Genomic DNA, 14,412 nt, shown 5'->3' on the forward strand with positions numbered 1-14,412 from the left:
GGCGGTGTTTCCACCCTGCTCGGCTGATCACGATTGAAGCCCGGTTCAGTGCCCGGACAACACCCTGACCAGGTCTTCTGCCGTGCGGCAGCGGTCCAGGAGCTCCTTGACGTGATTTCGCGTTCCGCGAAGCGGTTCGAGGGTTGGGACGCGCTGGAGCGAGTCCCGGCCGGGGAGGTCGAAGATCACCGAGTCCCAGGAGGCCGCCGCGACGTCGTCCGCGTACTGCTCCAGACAGCGACCGCGGAAGTACGCGCGGGTGTCCTCCGGCGGCTTGGTACGGGCCCGGTCGACGTCCGTCTCGGTCAGGAGCCGCTTCATCTTGCCGCGGGCCGCGAGACGGTTGTAGAGGCCCTTCTCGGCCCGCACGTCGGCGTACTGCAGGTCGACGAGGTGCAGCCGGGCGGCGTCCCAGTCGAGGCTGTCGCGGCGCCTGTAGCCCTCCATCAGCTCTCGCTTGGCGACCCAGTCCAGTTCCCCGGAGAGGCTCATCGGGTCGTTCTCGAGCCGGTTGAGGGTGTCCTCCCACCTGCTCAGGACGTCCTTGGTCTGATCGTCCGCGTCCGCCCCGAACCGCTCCTCCACGTATTTGCGCGACAGCTCGTAGTACTCCATCTGGAGCTGTACGGCGGTCAGGGTGCGTCCGCTGCGCAGGGTGATGAGGCGTTGCAGGCTCGGGTCGTGGGAGACCTGGTGCAGTGTACGAACAGGCTGGTCGACGGCCAGGTCGACGGCGATGAAGCCGTCTTCGATCATGGAGAGGACCAGGGCCGTGGTGCCCAGTTTCAGGTAGGTGGAGATCTCCGAGAGGTTGGCGTCGCCGATGATCACGTGGAGGCGGCGGTACTTCTCCGCGTCCGCGTGGGGTTCGTCGCGGGTGTTGATGATGGGGCGCTTCAGCGTGGTCTCCAGGCCGACCTCGACCTCGAAGTAGTCGGCGCGCTGGCTGAGCTGGAAGCCGTGTTCGTGGCCGTCCTGGCCGATGCCGACGCGGCCGGCGCCGGCGAAGACCTGGCGGGAGACGAAGAACGGGGTGAGGTGGCGCACGATGTCCGAGAAGGCGGTTTCCCGCTTCATCAGGTAGTTCTCGTGCGTGCCGTAGGAGGCGCCCTTGTTGTCGGTGTTGTTCTTGTAGAGGTGGATCGGCTGGGCGCCGGGGAGCTGGGCGGCGCGTTCGGCGGCTTCGGCCATGATGCGCTCGCCGGCTTTGTCCCACAGGACGGCGTCCAGGGGGTTGGTGACCTCGGGTGCGCTGTATTCGGGGTGGGCGTGGTCGACGTAGAGCCGCGCGCCGTTGGTGAGGATGACATTGGCGAGGCCGATGTCCTCGTCGGTGAGCTGGCTGGAGTCGGCGGCCTCGCGGGCGAGGTCGAAGCCTCGCGCGTCCCGCAGCGGGTTCTCCTCCTCGAAGTCCCAGCGGGCCCGGCGGGCCCGGTGCATCGCCGCTGCGTAGGCGTTGACGATCTGGGACGAGGTGAGCATGGCATTGGCATTGGGGTGGCCGGGGACGGAGATCCCGTACTCCGTCTCGATGCCCATTACTCGCCGTACGGTCATGCGGCCCTCCTTGCCCGGCGGCGTCCTCGGTCGGGGACGTCGCTCAAGTACCGCTGGCGCTCCGGTGCGTGTGCGGTGCCCGTCCCCGCACTGCGCGACTCGGCGGTACGAAAGAGCCTAGAACGGCTCAGCGCTGGTGGGGAGATCATTTGCGTCATTGCCTTGCTCCGGCCTGTGCCTGGAAAACACTCGGCTGCGGGTACCCATTGAGGGCACCCGCAGCCGCCCTGTGTTTTACAGGTACTGTCCGGTGTTCGCCACCGTGTCGATGGAGCGTCCGGTGTCAGCGCCCTGCTTTCCGGTGATGAGCGTACGGATGTAGACGATCCGTTCACCCTTCTTGCCGGAGATTCGGGCCCAGTCGTCCGGGTTGGTGGTGTTGGGCAGGTCCTCGTTCTCCTTGAACTCGTCCACGCATGCCTGGAGGAGGTGGGAGACGCGCAGGCCCTTCTGGTTCTTGTCGAGGAAGTCCTTGATCGCCATTTTCTTGGCGCGGCCGACGATGTTCTCGATCATGGCGCCGGAGTTGAAGTCCTTGAAGTAGAGGACTTCCTTGTCTCCGTTGGCGTAGGTGACTTCCAGGAAGCGGTTCTCCTCGGATTCGGCGTACATGTGTTCCACCGCCGTCTGGATCATGCTCTGGACGGTGGTGGCCTTGGAGCCGCCGTGTTCGCCGAGGTCGTCCGTGTGGAGCGGAAGGCGTTCGGTGAGGTACTTCTGGAAGATGTCCTTGGCCGCTTCGGCGTCCGGACGCTCGATCTTGATCTTCACGTCGAGCCGGCCGGGGCGCAGGATGGCGGGGTCGATCATGTCCTCGCGGTTGGAGGCGCCGATGACCACGACGTTCTGCAGGCCCTCCACACCGTCGATCTCGGCGAGGAGCTGCGGGACGATGGTGTTCTCCACGTCCGAGCTGACGCCGGAGCCACGGGTGCGGAAGAGGGATTCCATCTCGTCGAAGAAGACGATGACGGGGGTGCCCTCGCTGGCCTTCTCCCTCGCACGCTGGAAGACGAGGCGGATCTGTCGCTCGGTCTCGCCGACGTACTTGTTGAGGAGCTCGGGGCCCTTGATGTTGAGGAAGAAGCTCTTGCCCTGGGCCTGGCCGGTGACCTCGGCGACCTTCTTGGCCAGGGAGTTGGCGACGGCCTTGGCGATGAGCGTCTTTCCGCATCCGGGGGGTCCGTAGAGCAGGACACCCTTGGGCGGGCGCAGTTCGTGCTCCTTGAACAGGTCCGGGTAGAGGTAGGGGAGCTCGACCGCGTCGCGGATCATCTCGATCTGGTTGCCGAGGCCACCGATCTGCTCGTACCCGATGTCGGGGACCTCTTCGAGGACGAGTTCCTCGACCTCGCTCTTGGGCACGACCTCGTAGACGTAGCCGGAGCGGGGTTCGAGCAGGAGGGCGTCGCCGGGGCGGATGGTGATGTCCAGCAGTGGCTCGGCGAGCCGCACCACCCGTTCCTCGTCGGTGTGCCCCTGTACCAGTGCGCGCTCGCCGTCCTCGAGGATCTCCTTGAGGGTGACGATGTCGCCGACGCTCTCGTACTCCATGGCCTCGACCACGTTGAGAGCTTCGTTCAGCATCACTTCCTGGCCTCGCCGGAGCTCTTCCAGGTCGACGCTGGGGCTGACGTTCACGCGGAGCTTTCGGCCTCCGGTGAAGATGTCGGCGGTGCCGTCCTCGTTCGCCGCGAGGAAGACACCGAAGCCGGCCGGCGGCTGCGCGAGCCGGTCGACTTCTTCCTTGAGGGCCACGATCTGGTCGCGGGCCTCGCGGAGGGTGTTGGCGAGCCGCTCGTTCTGCGCGGACACGCCGGCCAGATTGGTCTGCAGCTCGACGATCCGCTCTTCGAGAATCCTCGTGTGTCGCGGAGAGTCGGCGAGCTTGCGCCGCAGGACGGCGATCTCCTGCTCAAGGTAGGCAATCTGCCCGGACGGGTCGTCGGACCCTCGTCCCGGGCGGATGCCGCGGTTCATGTCGTCGTCGTGGGCTGCCACGGTCCTCACCTCCTCCAAGGGGAGCTGGACGCTTCCAGACCCTACCTGGGTGGGTGTCGATTGAAACCCCTAGATCACAAAGACGGTCGGGGTGGGTCCGATCTTCACCCTTGCGCTCTCCCTCACGCCAGGGGAATACCCACCGAACATGATTGGGAAGCCGCCCCGGGTAGGGTCGAAGTGTTCAACACCCGTCAGAGCCTGCATCGTTCCCGAGCGGCTCGGCGATCGAGACGGACTGGAGAGATGACCGTGCAGCAGGAGGCCGTGGCCGAGGGTGAGGCGCTGGAGGTCTGGATCGACCAGGATCTCTGCACCGGTGACGGTATCTGTGTGCAGTACGCGCCCGAGGTCTTCGAGCTGGACATCGACGGACTGGCCTACGTGAAGGGCTCGGGTGACGAGTTGCTGCAGGCCCCGGGGGCGACAACGCCCGTTCCGCTGCCGCTTCTCACGGATGTGGTGGACTCCGCGAAGGAGTGTCCGGGCGAGTGCATCCATGTACGTCGCGTTTCGGACAGCGTAGAGGTGTTCGGTCCCGACGCGGAGTGATCGGCCGGGCACTCCGCGTCGCCGTGTGTCTGCTTTCTCACAGCGGGTTTGCCGGGTGATCACTTCCCGTTCGCCCGAGGTGGGCGGTGTCAGACGCTTTGTGCTCCGGCGGGCGTCGAGCGTACGAACGCCCCGTTCCTCCACTGCCACTTGACGGGGTCGGTGACGTCGGGGCAGCAGTTGGGTATGTCGGCCGACGAGTAGCCGTGCAGGGTGGCGGTGACGGCGGCGTCCCGGACGGCGAGGTCGGACACCGTCTCGCGGCGCTTCGGGTTCACGAGGGTGGCGACGACGCGGGGCCGGGCGGCGTCGGTGGAGCGGGTGAGGACGTAGACGCCGTCCGGCGGGGTGCCCATGCTGGCGTCGCAGTGCACGACGGCCACGGTTTCGGGGCGGCCGTCCCCGTCGAGGTCTCCGGAGGCCTTCTTCTTCACGATGATGCCGACGGGTCCGCAGTCGAGGGGGAGGTCCGTCTCGGCGGGGTCGGGGGCCGCCACCACGGCCGGGGCGGGGTCCGCCTTCGTGACGGGCTGGGCCGCTCGTGCCGCGTCGGGCTGGAGGGCGGACGACAGGGCGACGACGCCGGCGAGGGCGGTGGCCGTGGCGAGCCAGTGGATGGGGCGGGTGTGTGCGTGTGCCAGTTCCGGGACGGCGGATTGCTGCACTAGGAGCGTCTCCTGGGGGTGCTGTGCCGGTGGGGGTGACCCGCATGGTGCCACACGTCACAGTGGGGGTGGAACAGCGGGGTGGGTGGTTCCCGCGGCTTTCCGGTGGCGCGTCAACGGATGAGCGGCGTGCCCGAGTTCGCGGGCGCCTCCTGGAACTCCGGCACGCCGAGAGCGTGTTGTCCGCGGCGGGCTGCCGTCCGCGGCACCGGGGGGACGGCGTGGGCCGCCCGCCCCGGTGGCCGGGGGTTCAGCGGCCGGAGCCGCCGTCGGCGTTGGGGCCGGTGTAGTCCTCGCCGTAGGCGCCCTTGGAGGGGCGGCGGCGGCGCATGGGCGGCTCGACGCCGTCGGCGAGGCGGCGGGCGGTGAGCAGGAAGCCGGTGTGGCCGATCATGCGGTGGTCGGGGCGGACGGCGAGGCCCTCGATGTGCCAGTTGCGGATCATCGACTCCCAGGCGCTCGGCTCGTTGAAGCAGCCGATCTCGCGGATGGACTCGACGGTCCGGGCGAGCTGGGTGGTGGTCGCCACGTAGCAGCAGACGATGCCGCCGGGGACGAGGGCCTTGGAGACGGCTTCGAGGCACTCCCAGGGGGCGAGCATGTCGAGGACGACGCGGTCGACCTCGGTGTCGCTCAGGTTGTCCTGGAGGTCGCCGACGGTGAGCTGCCAGGCGGGGTGGGGGCCGCCGAAGTAGCGTTCCACGTTGGCCTGCGCGATCTCGGCGAAGTCCTCGCGGCGCTCGTAGCTGTGCAGCATGCCCTGGTCGCCGATGGCGCGCAGCAGGAAGCTGCTGAGCGAGCCGGAGCCGACGCCGGCCTCGACGACGCGGGCGCCGGGGAAGATGTCGGCGAAGGCGAGGATCTGCCCCGCGTCCTTGGGGTAGACCACGGCGGCGCCGCGGGGCATGGACAGGACGTAGTCGGGGAGCAGGGGGCGGAGCGCCAGGTAGGCGACGTTCCCCGTGGTGCGGACAACACTGCCCTCGGGAGCGCCGATCAGCTCGTCGTGCGGGAAGGAACCCTTGTGGGTGTGGAAGTTCTTTCCCTCTTCGAGCGTGAACGTGTAGTGGCGTCCCTTGGGGTCGGTGAGCTGGACCTGGTCCCCGACCTTGAAGGGCCCGCGACGGCGGGCGGCACCGGTCGGTTCGGACATGTGACCCACCCTACCGGCGATTGCGGGGGCCGCCGACCACGGTCGGCGGGAGGTCAGCTGGGCCTGGCCATCGCCTTGACGAAGGCCCGTTCCACGTCGGCGGCCGAGAGGACGCCGTAGATCTCGCCGGAGTCCTCGACCACCAGGTACTCGGTGGCGGGGGCGGCGCGCAGGGCGTCGAGGAGTTCTTCGCCGGCCAGTTCGGCGGAGACCCGCATGCCGTCGGTGAGGTCCTGGGCGAGGCCGCTGACGGCGACCCAGGGGCGGCGGTGTTCGGGTACGCCGACGATGGCGGCCTCGCGGACGAGGGAGAGGGGTTCGCCGTCGGGGTCGACGACGACGAGGGCGCGGGCGCCGGCCTCGTTGGCGCGGCGCAGGGCCTCGGAGAGGGGGGTGTCGGTCTCGACGGGGACGGCGCGGCGGGTGAGGGCGCGGGCCTGGAGTTCGGGCAGGTGTTCGCGCAGGCGGGCCATGCGGAGGCTGTTGCCGGCGCCGGTCCAGATGATCGCGGCGAGGATCGCGGCGAGCAGGGCGTCCAGGACGGTGTCCATGCCGACGCTGTCCTCGGCGGCCGAGCCGAGCAGGCCGGACTGGGTGAGGAGCGGCAGTCCGATGAGGACGGAGAGGGCGAGGGCGCGGCCGACCCAGGCGGCAGCGACGGTGCCGCTCATGGGTTTGCCGGTGATCTTCCAGACGACGGCGCGGAGCATGCGGCCGCCGTCGAGGGGGAGACCGGGCAGCAGGTTGAATGCGGCCACGATCAGGTTGGAGACCATCAGGCCGGCGAGCAGGACGCCGGGGACGGTGCCGGGCTCGACGGCGAGCAGGGCGAGGTAGAAGACGCCCGCGAGGACGAGGGAGAGCAGCGGTCCGACGAAGGCGAGGACGAACTCGCGCCCGGGGGTCTCGGACTCCTTCTCGATCTCCGAGACGCCGCCGAAGAACTGGAGCTGGATGCGGCGGACCGGCAGTTTGTAGCGCAGGGCGGCGAGGGTGTGGGCGAGTTCGTGGACGAGGACGGAGGCGTAGAAGGCGACCGCGAAGAAGAGGGCGACGAGGTAGCGGAGGGCTCCGAGTTCGGGCAGGACGCGGTCGAGCTGGCCGCCGAAGACCCAGGTGATCAGGGCGGCGACGAGGAACCAGCTGGGGGCGACGTAGACGGGGACGCCGAAGGGGCGGCCCATGAGGATGCCGCCGCCGGGCCCCTTGGGGCGACGCCCGGGGGGCTTGGGGCCGTCCGTGTGGGCGTGGGGGCGTGCGAAAGCCGCTGTGCGCTCCCGTTCGTCCTCCGGCGCCTTGTCCAGGTCGACGGGGGCGGCGGGCGGCGATGCCGGGTCCGGGGCGGGCTCCGGGTCCGGGGCGGGCTCCGGGTCCGGGGCGGGCTCCGGCTGCGGCTGCGGCTGCGGCTGCGAGGAGGACTCGGGCGCCGGGTGCGCCGAGGGGTCACCGGGGGCGGGTGCGGGCTCTGTGGTGCCGTGCCGGCCGGTGGTGACCTGCGGGTCACCGCCGTCCTGTGCGCCGGTGGTGTTCTCCGCGTCGCCGGCGCCCGTCGCGTCACCGCCGTCCTGCGGGCCGGTGGTGTCCTGCGGGCCGGTGGTGGCCTGCGCGCCGATGGTGTCCTGCGCGTCGCCGGTGTCCTGCGCGTCGGAGGCGTCCGCGGGGCTCTGCACTGCGGCCGCCTCCCGGTCGTCGGGGTCGCCGCCGGGCCGGTCGGCGTCCGACGGCCCGGGGGTGTCGGTTCGCCCGGGGGCTGCCGCTCCGGGGGCCTCGGCGGGGGCGGGGGGCTCGTGGGGGGTGTGCGGGGCCGGGGTGGGGGCGCCGCTCGTCGCCGGTGGCTCGGTCGCGTCGCGGTGCGCGCGCTCGGGGGCCTCGTCCCTGTCGGACCGCGGCTGCCCGCTCCCGCCGCTCGTCTCCACGATGTCCCCTCGTTCGAAGCGTCTTCCGCGCCCGGTGGCCGGGCGGAAGGGTCTGTCGTCGATGCTATGCGGTCACCGGGGCGTGTTCCGCCCCGGCACCCCCTCTGTTCTCCCCCGCGTCGCCCCGGGCACACGGGTTTCGTGGCGGGGGTCGTCGGCCGCCGACGGCACGGACCCGTGACTGTCACTGTCAGTGGTGGGCCGTATGGTCTGAGGTCATGGAAACCAGCACCGACGGCACCGTCCCCGCCCCCGCCCCCGTGGGCGGGGAGGACGCCCGTCCTGTCGTGCGGGCCGCCGCCCCGCCTGCCTCGCTGTCGCCGTCGCGCGCCAGTGACTTCATGCAGTGTCCGCTGCTGTACCGGTTCCGGGTGATCGACCGGCTGCCCGAGAAGCCGAGCGAGGCGGCGACGCGCGGGACGCTGGTGCACGCGGTGCTGGAGAGACTCTTCGACGCACCGGCGGCGGAGCGTACGGCGCCGCGCGCCAGGTCGCTGGTGCCCGGGCAGTGGGACCGGCTGCGGGAGACCCGGCCGGAGGTCGAGGAGCTGTTCGCGGACGACGCGGAGGGTGAGCGGCTGGCGCGCTGGCTGGCCGAGGCCGAGCAGCTGGTGGAGCGCTGGTTCACGCTGGAGGACCCCACGCGTCTGGAGCCCGCCGAGCGGGAGCTGTTCGTGGAGGCGGAGCTGGAGTCGGGGCTGAGGCTGCGCGGGATCATCGACCGGGTGGATGTGGCGCCCACCGGGGAGGTGCGGATCGTCGACTACAAGACGGGGAAGGCGCCGCGTCCTGAGTACGCGGAGGGCGCGCTGTTCCAGATGAAGTTCTACGCCCTGGTGGTGTGGCGGCTGAAGCGGGTGGTGCCGCGCCGGCTGCAGCTGGTGTACCTGGGCAGTGGTGACGTCCTGACGTACGACCCGGTGATCGCGGATCTGGAGCGGGTGGAGCGCAAGCTGCTGGCGCTGTGGGAGGCGATCCGGCTGGCCACGGAGAGCGGTGACTGGCGGCCCCGGCCGACGAAGCTGTGCGGCTGGTGCGACCACCGGGCGGTGTGTCCGGAGTTCGGCGGCACTCCCCCGCCGTACCCGCTCCAGGTGAGGTCGCCCGGGTCGGACGTCGGCGGACAGGGCAGAATGGGGCCGGACTAGGGCCCGCCGCGGAGATCCGTCAGAAGGGCCCTGGGGCCTGTCCGGTGGATCAGGCCTGGGCCGCGGGGGCCCGAAGCCGGTCTGATTCCGCATCAGGCCCTAGCGAAGGAGACGTTCGTGGCCGTCCGGGTCCTACTGGTCGACGATCAGCCGCTGCTGCGCACCGGCTTCCGGATGATTCTGGAGGCGGAGCAGGACATCGCGGTCGTCGGGGAGGCCGGTGACGGTCTGCAGGCGATCGACCAGGTGCGGGCGCTGCAGCCCGATGTGGTGCTGATGGACATCCGGATGCCCCGGATGGACGGGGTGGAGGCGACGCGGCAGATCACCGGTCCCGGGCGGGACGGTCCGGCGAAGGTGCTGGTGCTGACGACGTTCGACCTGGACGAGTACGTGGTGGAGGCGCTGCGGGCGGGGGCCAGCGGGTTCCTGCTCAAGGACGCGCCGGCCAATGAGCTGGTGCAGGCGATCCGGGTGGTGGCGGGCGGGGAGGCGATGCTCGCGCCGAGCATCACGCGCCGGCTGCTGGACAAGTACGCGGAGCATCTGCCGTCGGGCGACGAGCCGGTGCCGGACACGCTGCACACGCTGACCGACCGTGAGGTCGAGGTGCTGAAGCTGGTGGCGCGGGGTCTGTCGAACGCGGAGATCGCCGCCGACCTGTTCGTCAGCGAGACCACGGTCAAGACGCATGTGGGTCATGTGCTGACCAAGCTGGGGCTGCGCGACCGGGTGCAGGCTGCGGTGTACGCCTACGAGAGCGGGCTGGTGCGCCCCGGCGCTCAGTAGCGCGCCGCGCACCGTGGTTCACGCGCCGAGGGCGCCCTCTTCCCATGAAGAGGGCGCCCTCGGTGTGTGTGGCCGTGGTGGGGCGTCAGCCCTTGCTCAGCTCCCAGAAGCGGAAGACGGTGGACGCGTCCAGGCAGTACTCCAGGCCGTAGACGTTGTCGCCGATGACGGCGTACTGCTTGGCCTGCCAGATGGGGATGAGGGGGACGTCGGTGGCGACGATGTTCTGCAGTTCGGCGTACTCCTTCTCCGTGGAGGAGCGCTCGCTCTCGGCGGCGGTCTTGGGGAGGAGGTCACCGGTGATGGTGGGGTTGCTGTAGTTGTTGTCCAGCACGTTGCCCTTGCCGAAGAAGGGGCCGGTGAAGTTGTCGGGGTCCGGGTAGTCGGGGACCCAGCCCTTGACGTAGACGCCGTACTTGCCGGCGGCGATGTCCTTCTCGTACTGGGCGAAGGCGACGGACTTGACGTCGGCGTCGAACAGGCCGCTGTCGTTGAGCTGCTTCGCGATGGCCTTCAGCTCCTGGTCGGTGGAGGGGCCGTAGCGCGAGGGGGTGGACCAGAGGGTCAGCCGGACCTTGTCGGTGATGCCGTCGGCGCGGAGCGCGGCCTCGGCCTTGTCCTTGGAGGGTCGGGCGCCGTAGGTGTCGAAGAACGCCGTGTTGTGGCCGGTGATGCCGGCCGGGATGATCGAGTACAGCGGTGTGGCGGTGCCCTGGTAGACCTCGTCGACGAGGGCCTCACGGTCCAGGAGGTAGGCGATGGCCTGGCGGACGCCGAGCTTGCCGGTGACCGGGTCGTCCATGTTGAGGACGAGGTGCTGGACCTCGGCGCCGGTGCCGTCGACGATGTCGATGCCGCTGGCGGTGGAGGTGTCGGTCTCGATGTCGGAGATGTCGGAGGCGCTGAGGCCGCGGTAGGTGACGTCGAGGTCGCCCTCCAGCAGGGCCTTCTTCAGGGCGTCCTGGTCGCCGTGGAAGAACCTGAGGGTGACGCCGGTGTTCTCGACGTCGGCGGGGCCCTTGTAGTTGTCGTTGACGGTGAAGACGGCCTCGTCCTCGCCGAAGGACTCCAGCTTGTAGGGGCCGGAGCCGACGGCCTCGCCGTCCTCGCGGAGTCCGTCGGCGTCGTAGGAGCTCTCGTCGACGATCGAGCCGGCGCCGGAGGCGATCTTGCTGGGGAAGGTGGCGTCGGCGTACTTGAGGTCGAAGCGGACGGTCCGGTCGTCCGGGGTCTCGACCTTGTCGAGCATGGGGAACATGATCGCGGGGCCGGCGTCGTCGTTGATCTTCAGCATGCGGTCGAAGGAGAACTTGACGTCCTTGGCGGTGAGCGCCTCACCGTTGCTGAACTTCAGGCCCTTCTTGAGGGTGCACTCGTAGACGCGGGTGCCGCTGTCCGTGAAGGAGCATTCCTCGGCGAGGTCGGGTTCGGGCTCGGTGGCGCCGTTGGGGAAGCTCAGCAACGACTGGAAGACGTTGTTGAAGAGGAGCCAGGATCCGGGGTCGTAGCCGGAGGCGGGGTCGGTGGCCAGGACGTCGTCGGACATCCCCATCACGATGCCGGATCCGGAGCCCCCCGGGCCCCCCGAGTCTGAGCCGCAACCGGTCAGCAGACCGGCGGCCAGCCCTGTCGCGATGGTCAGGACGGGCCACTGGGTGCGTATGTTCACGTATGGATGCCTTGTGTCGTCGGTGCATTGCGGGCGCTCCGGGTTCCCCCGAGGCCGACGGGCCTCTGTCCGGAGGGTGGTGAGGTCCGGTCAGTTTCCCCTGCCGCGGGCGAGCTCCCAGAGCTGGAGCGTCGAGGCGGCGTTGAGGGCGTACTCGGCACCGGTGATGTCGTCCCGGGTGGCGACGTACTGCTTGCCCTGCCACAGCGGGAGGATCGGCACGTCGTCGGCGACGATGTCCTGGATGCCGGTGAGGCTGTCCGAGGCGGAGAGACGGTCGGACGCGCGGCGGGACTCGGGGATCAGCTTGCCGCGGATCTCGCTGTTGGCGTACGGCGAGCCGAGGAAGTTGTCCTTGTCGAGGAAGGGGGCGAGGTAGTTGTCGGCGTCGGGGAAGTCCGGGAACCAGCCCATGCCGTAGACCGCGTACTCGCCCTCCTGTTCGGCGGGGCGGAACGTGGACCAGGGGGCGCCCTTGATGGTCACGTCGAACAGGCCGCTGTCGTTGAGCTGCTTCTTCAGCAGCTCGAACTCCTTCTTCGTGGCCGAGCCGTAGTGGTCGGTGGTGTAGTGGAGGGTCAGCTTCACCGGGGCGGTGACGCCCGCGCTCCGCAGGGTCGACTTCGCCTTGGCGACGTCCGGGTCGCCGTACTTGTTGAAGAACGAGTTGGAGTGGCCGGTGATGCCGGCCGGGACCAGCGAGAAGAGGGGTTCGGCCTGGGAGCCGTAGACCTTGGCGACGAGTTCGCCGCGGTCGATCACCTCGGCCATGGCCCGGCGGACGGCCGTGCTCTTGACGGGGGCGGCGTCGGTGTTGAAGGCGAGGTAGCGGATCTCCAGGCCGGCGGACTCGATCACGTCGATGTCGCCGTCGGGGGCGCCGGAGAGCTTGGTGATCTGTTCCGGCGTCATGGAACGGGTCATCAGGTCGATGTCGCCGTCCTTCAGGGCGGCGCCCATGGCGTCGGCGTCCGCGAAGGAGCGCAGTTCGACCTTGTCGTTCTTGGGGTCCAACTGGCCCCTGTAGTGGGGGTTCTTGGTGAACACGGCCCGGACCAGCTCGTTGTTCTCGACCTCGGCGTCCAGGGTGTAGGGACCGGAGCCGTCGACCGCGAAGCCGTCGCGCAGCTTGCCCTTGTCGTAGTCGGCCGGGTTGACGATGCCGGCGACCGGGGTGGACAGCTTGTACGGGAGGGTCGCGTCGGGGCCGTTGAGGTGGAAGATCACCTCGTTGTCGCCCTTGGTCTCGACGAGGTCGATGGTGGACAGCAGGGCGAAGACACCGCTGTCGGCCTTGAGGGAGCGGGCGCGGTCGATGGAGAACTTGACGTCCTCGGCGGTGACCGGGGAGCCGTCGGCGAACTTCAGGCCGGAGCGCAGCGTGCAGACGTAGCGCTCGTTGCCGCTGTCGGTGAAGGAGCAGCTGGAGGCGGCCTCGGGTTCCGGTTCGCCGTCGCCGCGCGGCTGCACCAGGAGGGTCTGGACGGTCTGGCGGAGGATGTTCCACGTGCCGACGTCGTAGGCGTAGGCCGGGTCGATCGGGGCCGGGGCCTCCTTCGAGGCGGTGAACCGGTCGGTGGTGCCGACGACGATCGCGTCGCCGCTCGCGCCCGCGCCGTCGGTGGCACCGCAGGCGGCGAGCACCGGAGCGAGCAGTCCGATCACGGCCGGGAGCACCAGGGTCTTGCGGTTCATGCTCGGTTTCTCCAGAGCTGTGGTCCGGGACGGGTGCCTGCGGGGTGGTGCGAGCGCGTCACGGGAAGTACGGCGATGTTCTCGGGTCGAGATTAGCCCGCACCGCCGAAGGGGCCCGCGCGCACCGGAGTTGAGTTCCCATCACGCTACGGAACCGGGCGTGGACACAAACGGTGTAGTACGCACGGAATGTTTGGGTGCAGCCTTCGCCAATTAGGACACAAGGGCGTGTCGAACACCCCTGAATGAGGGGATTGACCATGCCCCAAGGGCGCGCCGGACGCCTCCGGGAGTGGTAAACGTCACAGCCGAAAAGGGGTTCCCGGGCCCGGGAATTCAGTCATGCGGACCGGATCGAATTCCCTGGTCCGGGCCCTGTGCGTGATCTTGGAATTTCTTGCGTTTTCAATTGCCCGTCATCGTCATCAGACCATGCAGAAAGGGCAGGTCGACCTCTTCCAGAGAGGTCACGACGGTGCGTCGCACGGCGGGGGCGATGGGGGCGACGGACGGGACGGCGACCACGTGGCAGCCGGCTGCCTCGGCGGCGGCGACACCGGTCGCGGTGTCCTCGATGACCGCGCAGCGGGTGGGCTCCGCGCCGAGGCCGGAGGCCGCGAGGAGGTAGGGGTCGGGGAACGGCTTGGTCCGCTCGACCTCGTCGCCCGCGACGGTCAGCGCGAAGTGCTGGGGGCCGAGGGAGGCGAGGACGCGGTCGATGATGCGCCGGTGCGAGGCGGAGACCAGGGCCGTGGGGACACCGTGTGCGGCGAGTTCGGCGAGGAGTCTGGAGGCGCCGGGCATCAGCGGCAGCGTGCGTCCGATGCGGGCCTCGAAGCCGTCGTTGAGCAGCACGCTCAGCTCGGAGAGGGTGATGTCGGCGCCGGTGGCCTCGATCAGGAAGCCCGCGCTGCGGCTCATGGGGCCGCCGACCACGACATGGCGCCAGGAGTCGTCGAGGGCGTGGCCGAGGCCGGCGAAGACCTCCACCTCCACGTCCCACCAGAAGCCCTCGGTGTCCACCAGGGTGCCGTCCATGTCGAGGAGCACGGCCTGCAGTGCGGAGCCTTCGGCCGTACGGGTTCCTGGCGCGGGAATCGTCGTGGTCATCCGGCGCACCTCCTTGGGGGACGAGCAGGCCGGTTCCCGGGTGGGGAACCGGCCTGCGGTGGACCGACCAGTCTACGACGCCGCGCGGACGAACGCCTCGCGGAGCAGCCGTGCCGGGCCCGGCGAGGGGTGTGACCGGCCACGACATGGCGTCGCG

The 14,412-nt window shown here is 69.7% G+C and carries 11 protein-coding genes; 3 read left to right on the forward strand and 8 right to left on the reverse strand.

All coding sequences use genetic code 11. The features are described from left to right. Positions 1 to 45: 45 nt before the first annotated feature. Together dop and arc are read right to left on the reverse strand one after the other, a co-directional pair. The gene (gene dop / locus ACZ6BB_RS14510) at positions 46 to 1,557 is read right to left on the reverse strand and encodes a depupylase/deamidase Dop (RefSeq protein ID WP_471615541.1); all 1,512 of its coding nucleotides are present in this window, start codon (positions 1,555 to 1,557) and stop codon (positions 46 to 48) included. Between the two features lie 234 nt (positions 1,558 to 1,791). Continuing rightward, positions 1,792 to 3,558, reverse strand: coding sequence for a proteasome ATPase (gene arc, locus ACZ6BB_RS14515; protein ID WP_059082021.1), 1,767 nt, complete (start codon positions 3,556 to 3,558; stop codon positions 1,792 to 1,794). A gap of 246 nt (positions 3,559 to 3,804) precedes the next feature. Between arc and ACZ6BB_RS14520 the strand changes: the two genes are divergently transcribed. Then, positions 3,805 to 4,110: a ferredoxin gene (locus ACZ6BB_RS14520; protein WP_013004868.1), complete on the forward strand. Its 306-nt coding sequence runs from the start codon at positions 3,805 to 3,807 to the stop codon at positions 4,108 to 4,110. A gap of 89 nt (positions 4,111 to 4,199) precedes the next feature. Here the strand turns inward: ACZ6BB_RS14520 and ACZ6BB_RS14525 are convergent, their stop codons facing one another. The 3 genes from ACZ6BB_RS14525 to ACZ6BB_RS14535 all read right to left on the reverse strand — a co-directional run bounded on the left by ACZ6BB_RS14525 (position 4,200) and on the right by ACZ6BB_RS14535 (position 7,844). Further along, complete coding sequence (locus ACZ6BB_RS14525; protein WP_471615542.1) at positions 4,200 to 4,775, reverse strand: hypothetical protein; 576 nt, start codon at positions 4,773 to 4,775, stop codon at positions 4,200 to 4,202. A 250-nt stretch (positions 4,776 to 5,025) separates the two neighbouring features. Then, positions 5,026 to 5,928, reverse strand: coding sequence for a tRNA (adenine-N1)-methyltransferase (locus tag ACZ6BB_RS14530; protein ID WP_037725588.1), 903 nt, complete (start codon positions 5,926 to 5,928; stop codon positions 5,026 to 5,028). A gap of 53 nt (positions 5,929 to 5,981) precedes the next feature. Beyond that, entirely contained in the window at positions 5,982 to 7,844 is a 1,863-nt protein-coding gene (locus tag ACZ6BB_RS14535) for a site-2 protease family protein (RefSeq protein WP_471615543.1), read from the reverse strand. Positions 7,845 to 8,062: 218 nt separating this feature from the next. On the opposite strand from ACZ6BB_RS14535, the gene ACZ6BB_RS14540 reads away from it, so the two are divergent. Continuing rightward, positions 8,063 to 8,992 (forward strand): RecB family exonuclease, encoded by a 930-nt coding sequence (locus ACZ6BB_RS14540; RefSeq protein WP_471615544.1) that lies wholly within the window; start codon positions 8,063 to 8,065, stop codon positions 8,990 to 8,992. 117 nt (positions 8,993 to 9,109) lie between these two features. Next, entirely contained in the window at positions 9,110 to 9,781 is a 672-nt protein-coding gene (locus tag ACZ6BB_RS14545; protein WP_086760267.1) for a response regulator, read from the forward strand. An 85-nt stretch (positions 9,782 to 9,866) separates the two neighbouring features. Here the strand turns inward: ACZ6BB_RS14545 and ACZ6BB_RS14550 are convergent, their stop codons facing one another. The 3 genes from ACZ6BB_RS14550 to ACZ6BB_RS14560 all read right to left on the reverse strand — a co-directional run bounded on the left by ACZ6BB_RS14550 (position 9,867) and on the right by ACZ6BB_RS14560 (position 14,255). Continuing rightward, on the reverse strand, positions 9,867 to 11,450 hold the full coding sequence (locus ACZ6BB_RS14550; protein ID WP_471615545.1) for an ABC transporter substrate-binding protein: 1,584 nt from the start codon (positions 11,448 to 11,450) through the stop codon (positions 9,867 to 9,869). Positions 11,451 to 11,540: 90 nt separating this feature from the next. Continuing rightward, positions 11,541 to 13,145 (reverse strand): ABC transporter substrate-binding protein, encoded by a 1,605-nt coding sequence (locus ACZ6BB_RS14555; protein WP_471615546.1) that lies wholly within the window; start codon positions 13,143 to 13,145, stop codon positions 11,541 to 11,543. Positions 13,146 to 13,550: 405 nt separating this feature from the next. Continuing rightward, positions 13,551 to 14,255, reverse strand: coding sequence for an HAD family hydrolase (locus tag ACZ6BB_RS14560; protein ID WP_471615547.1), 705 nt, complete (start codon positions 14,253 to 14,255; stop codon positions 13,551 to 13,553). Between the last annotated feature and the right edge of the window lie 157 nt (positions 14,256 to 14,412).

The organism is Streptomyces sp. NPDC041108 (assembly GCF_055592645.1).

What these genes read in the sequence shown, in the direction of transcription:
- ACZ6BB_RS14540 (WP_471615544.1), top strand. Translation starts at nt 8,063, where the DNA reads ATGGAAACCAGCACCGACGGCACCGTCCCCGCCCCCGCCCCCGTGGGC.
- ACZ6BB_RS14560 (WP_471615547.1), bottom strand. Translation starts at nt 14,255, where the DNA reads ATGACCACGACGATTCCCGCGCCAGGAACCCGTACGGCCGAAGGCTCC.
- ACZ6BB_RS14555 (WP_471615546.1), bottom strand. Translation starts at nt 13,145, where the DNA reads ATGAACCGCAAGACCCTGGTGCTCCCGGCCGTGATCGGACTGCTCGCT.
- ACZ6BB_RS14520 (WP_013004868.1), top strand. Translation starts at nt 3,805, where the DNA reads ATGACCGTGCAGCAGGAGGCCGTGGCCGAGGGTGAGGCGCTGGAGGTC.
- ACZ6BB_RS14530 (WP_037725588.1), bottom strand. Translation starts at nt 5,928, where the DNA reads ATGTCCGAACCGACCGGTGCCGCCCGCCGTCGCGGGCCCTTCAAGGTC.
- dop (WP_471615541.1), bottom strand. Translation starts at nt 1,557, where the DNA reads ATGACCGTACGGCGAGTAATGGGCATCGAGACGGAGTACGGGATCTCC.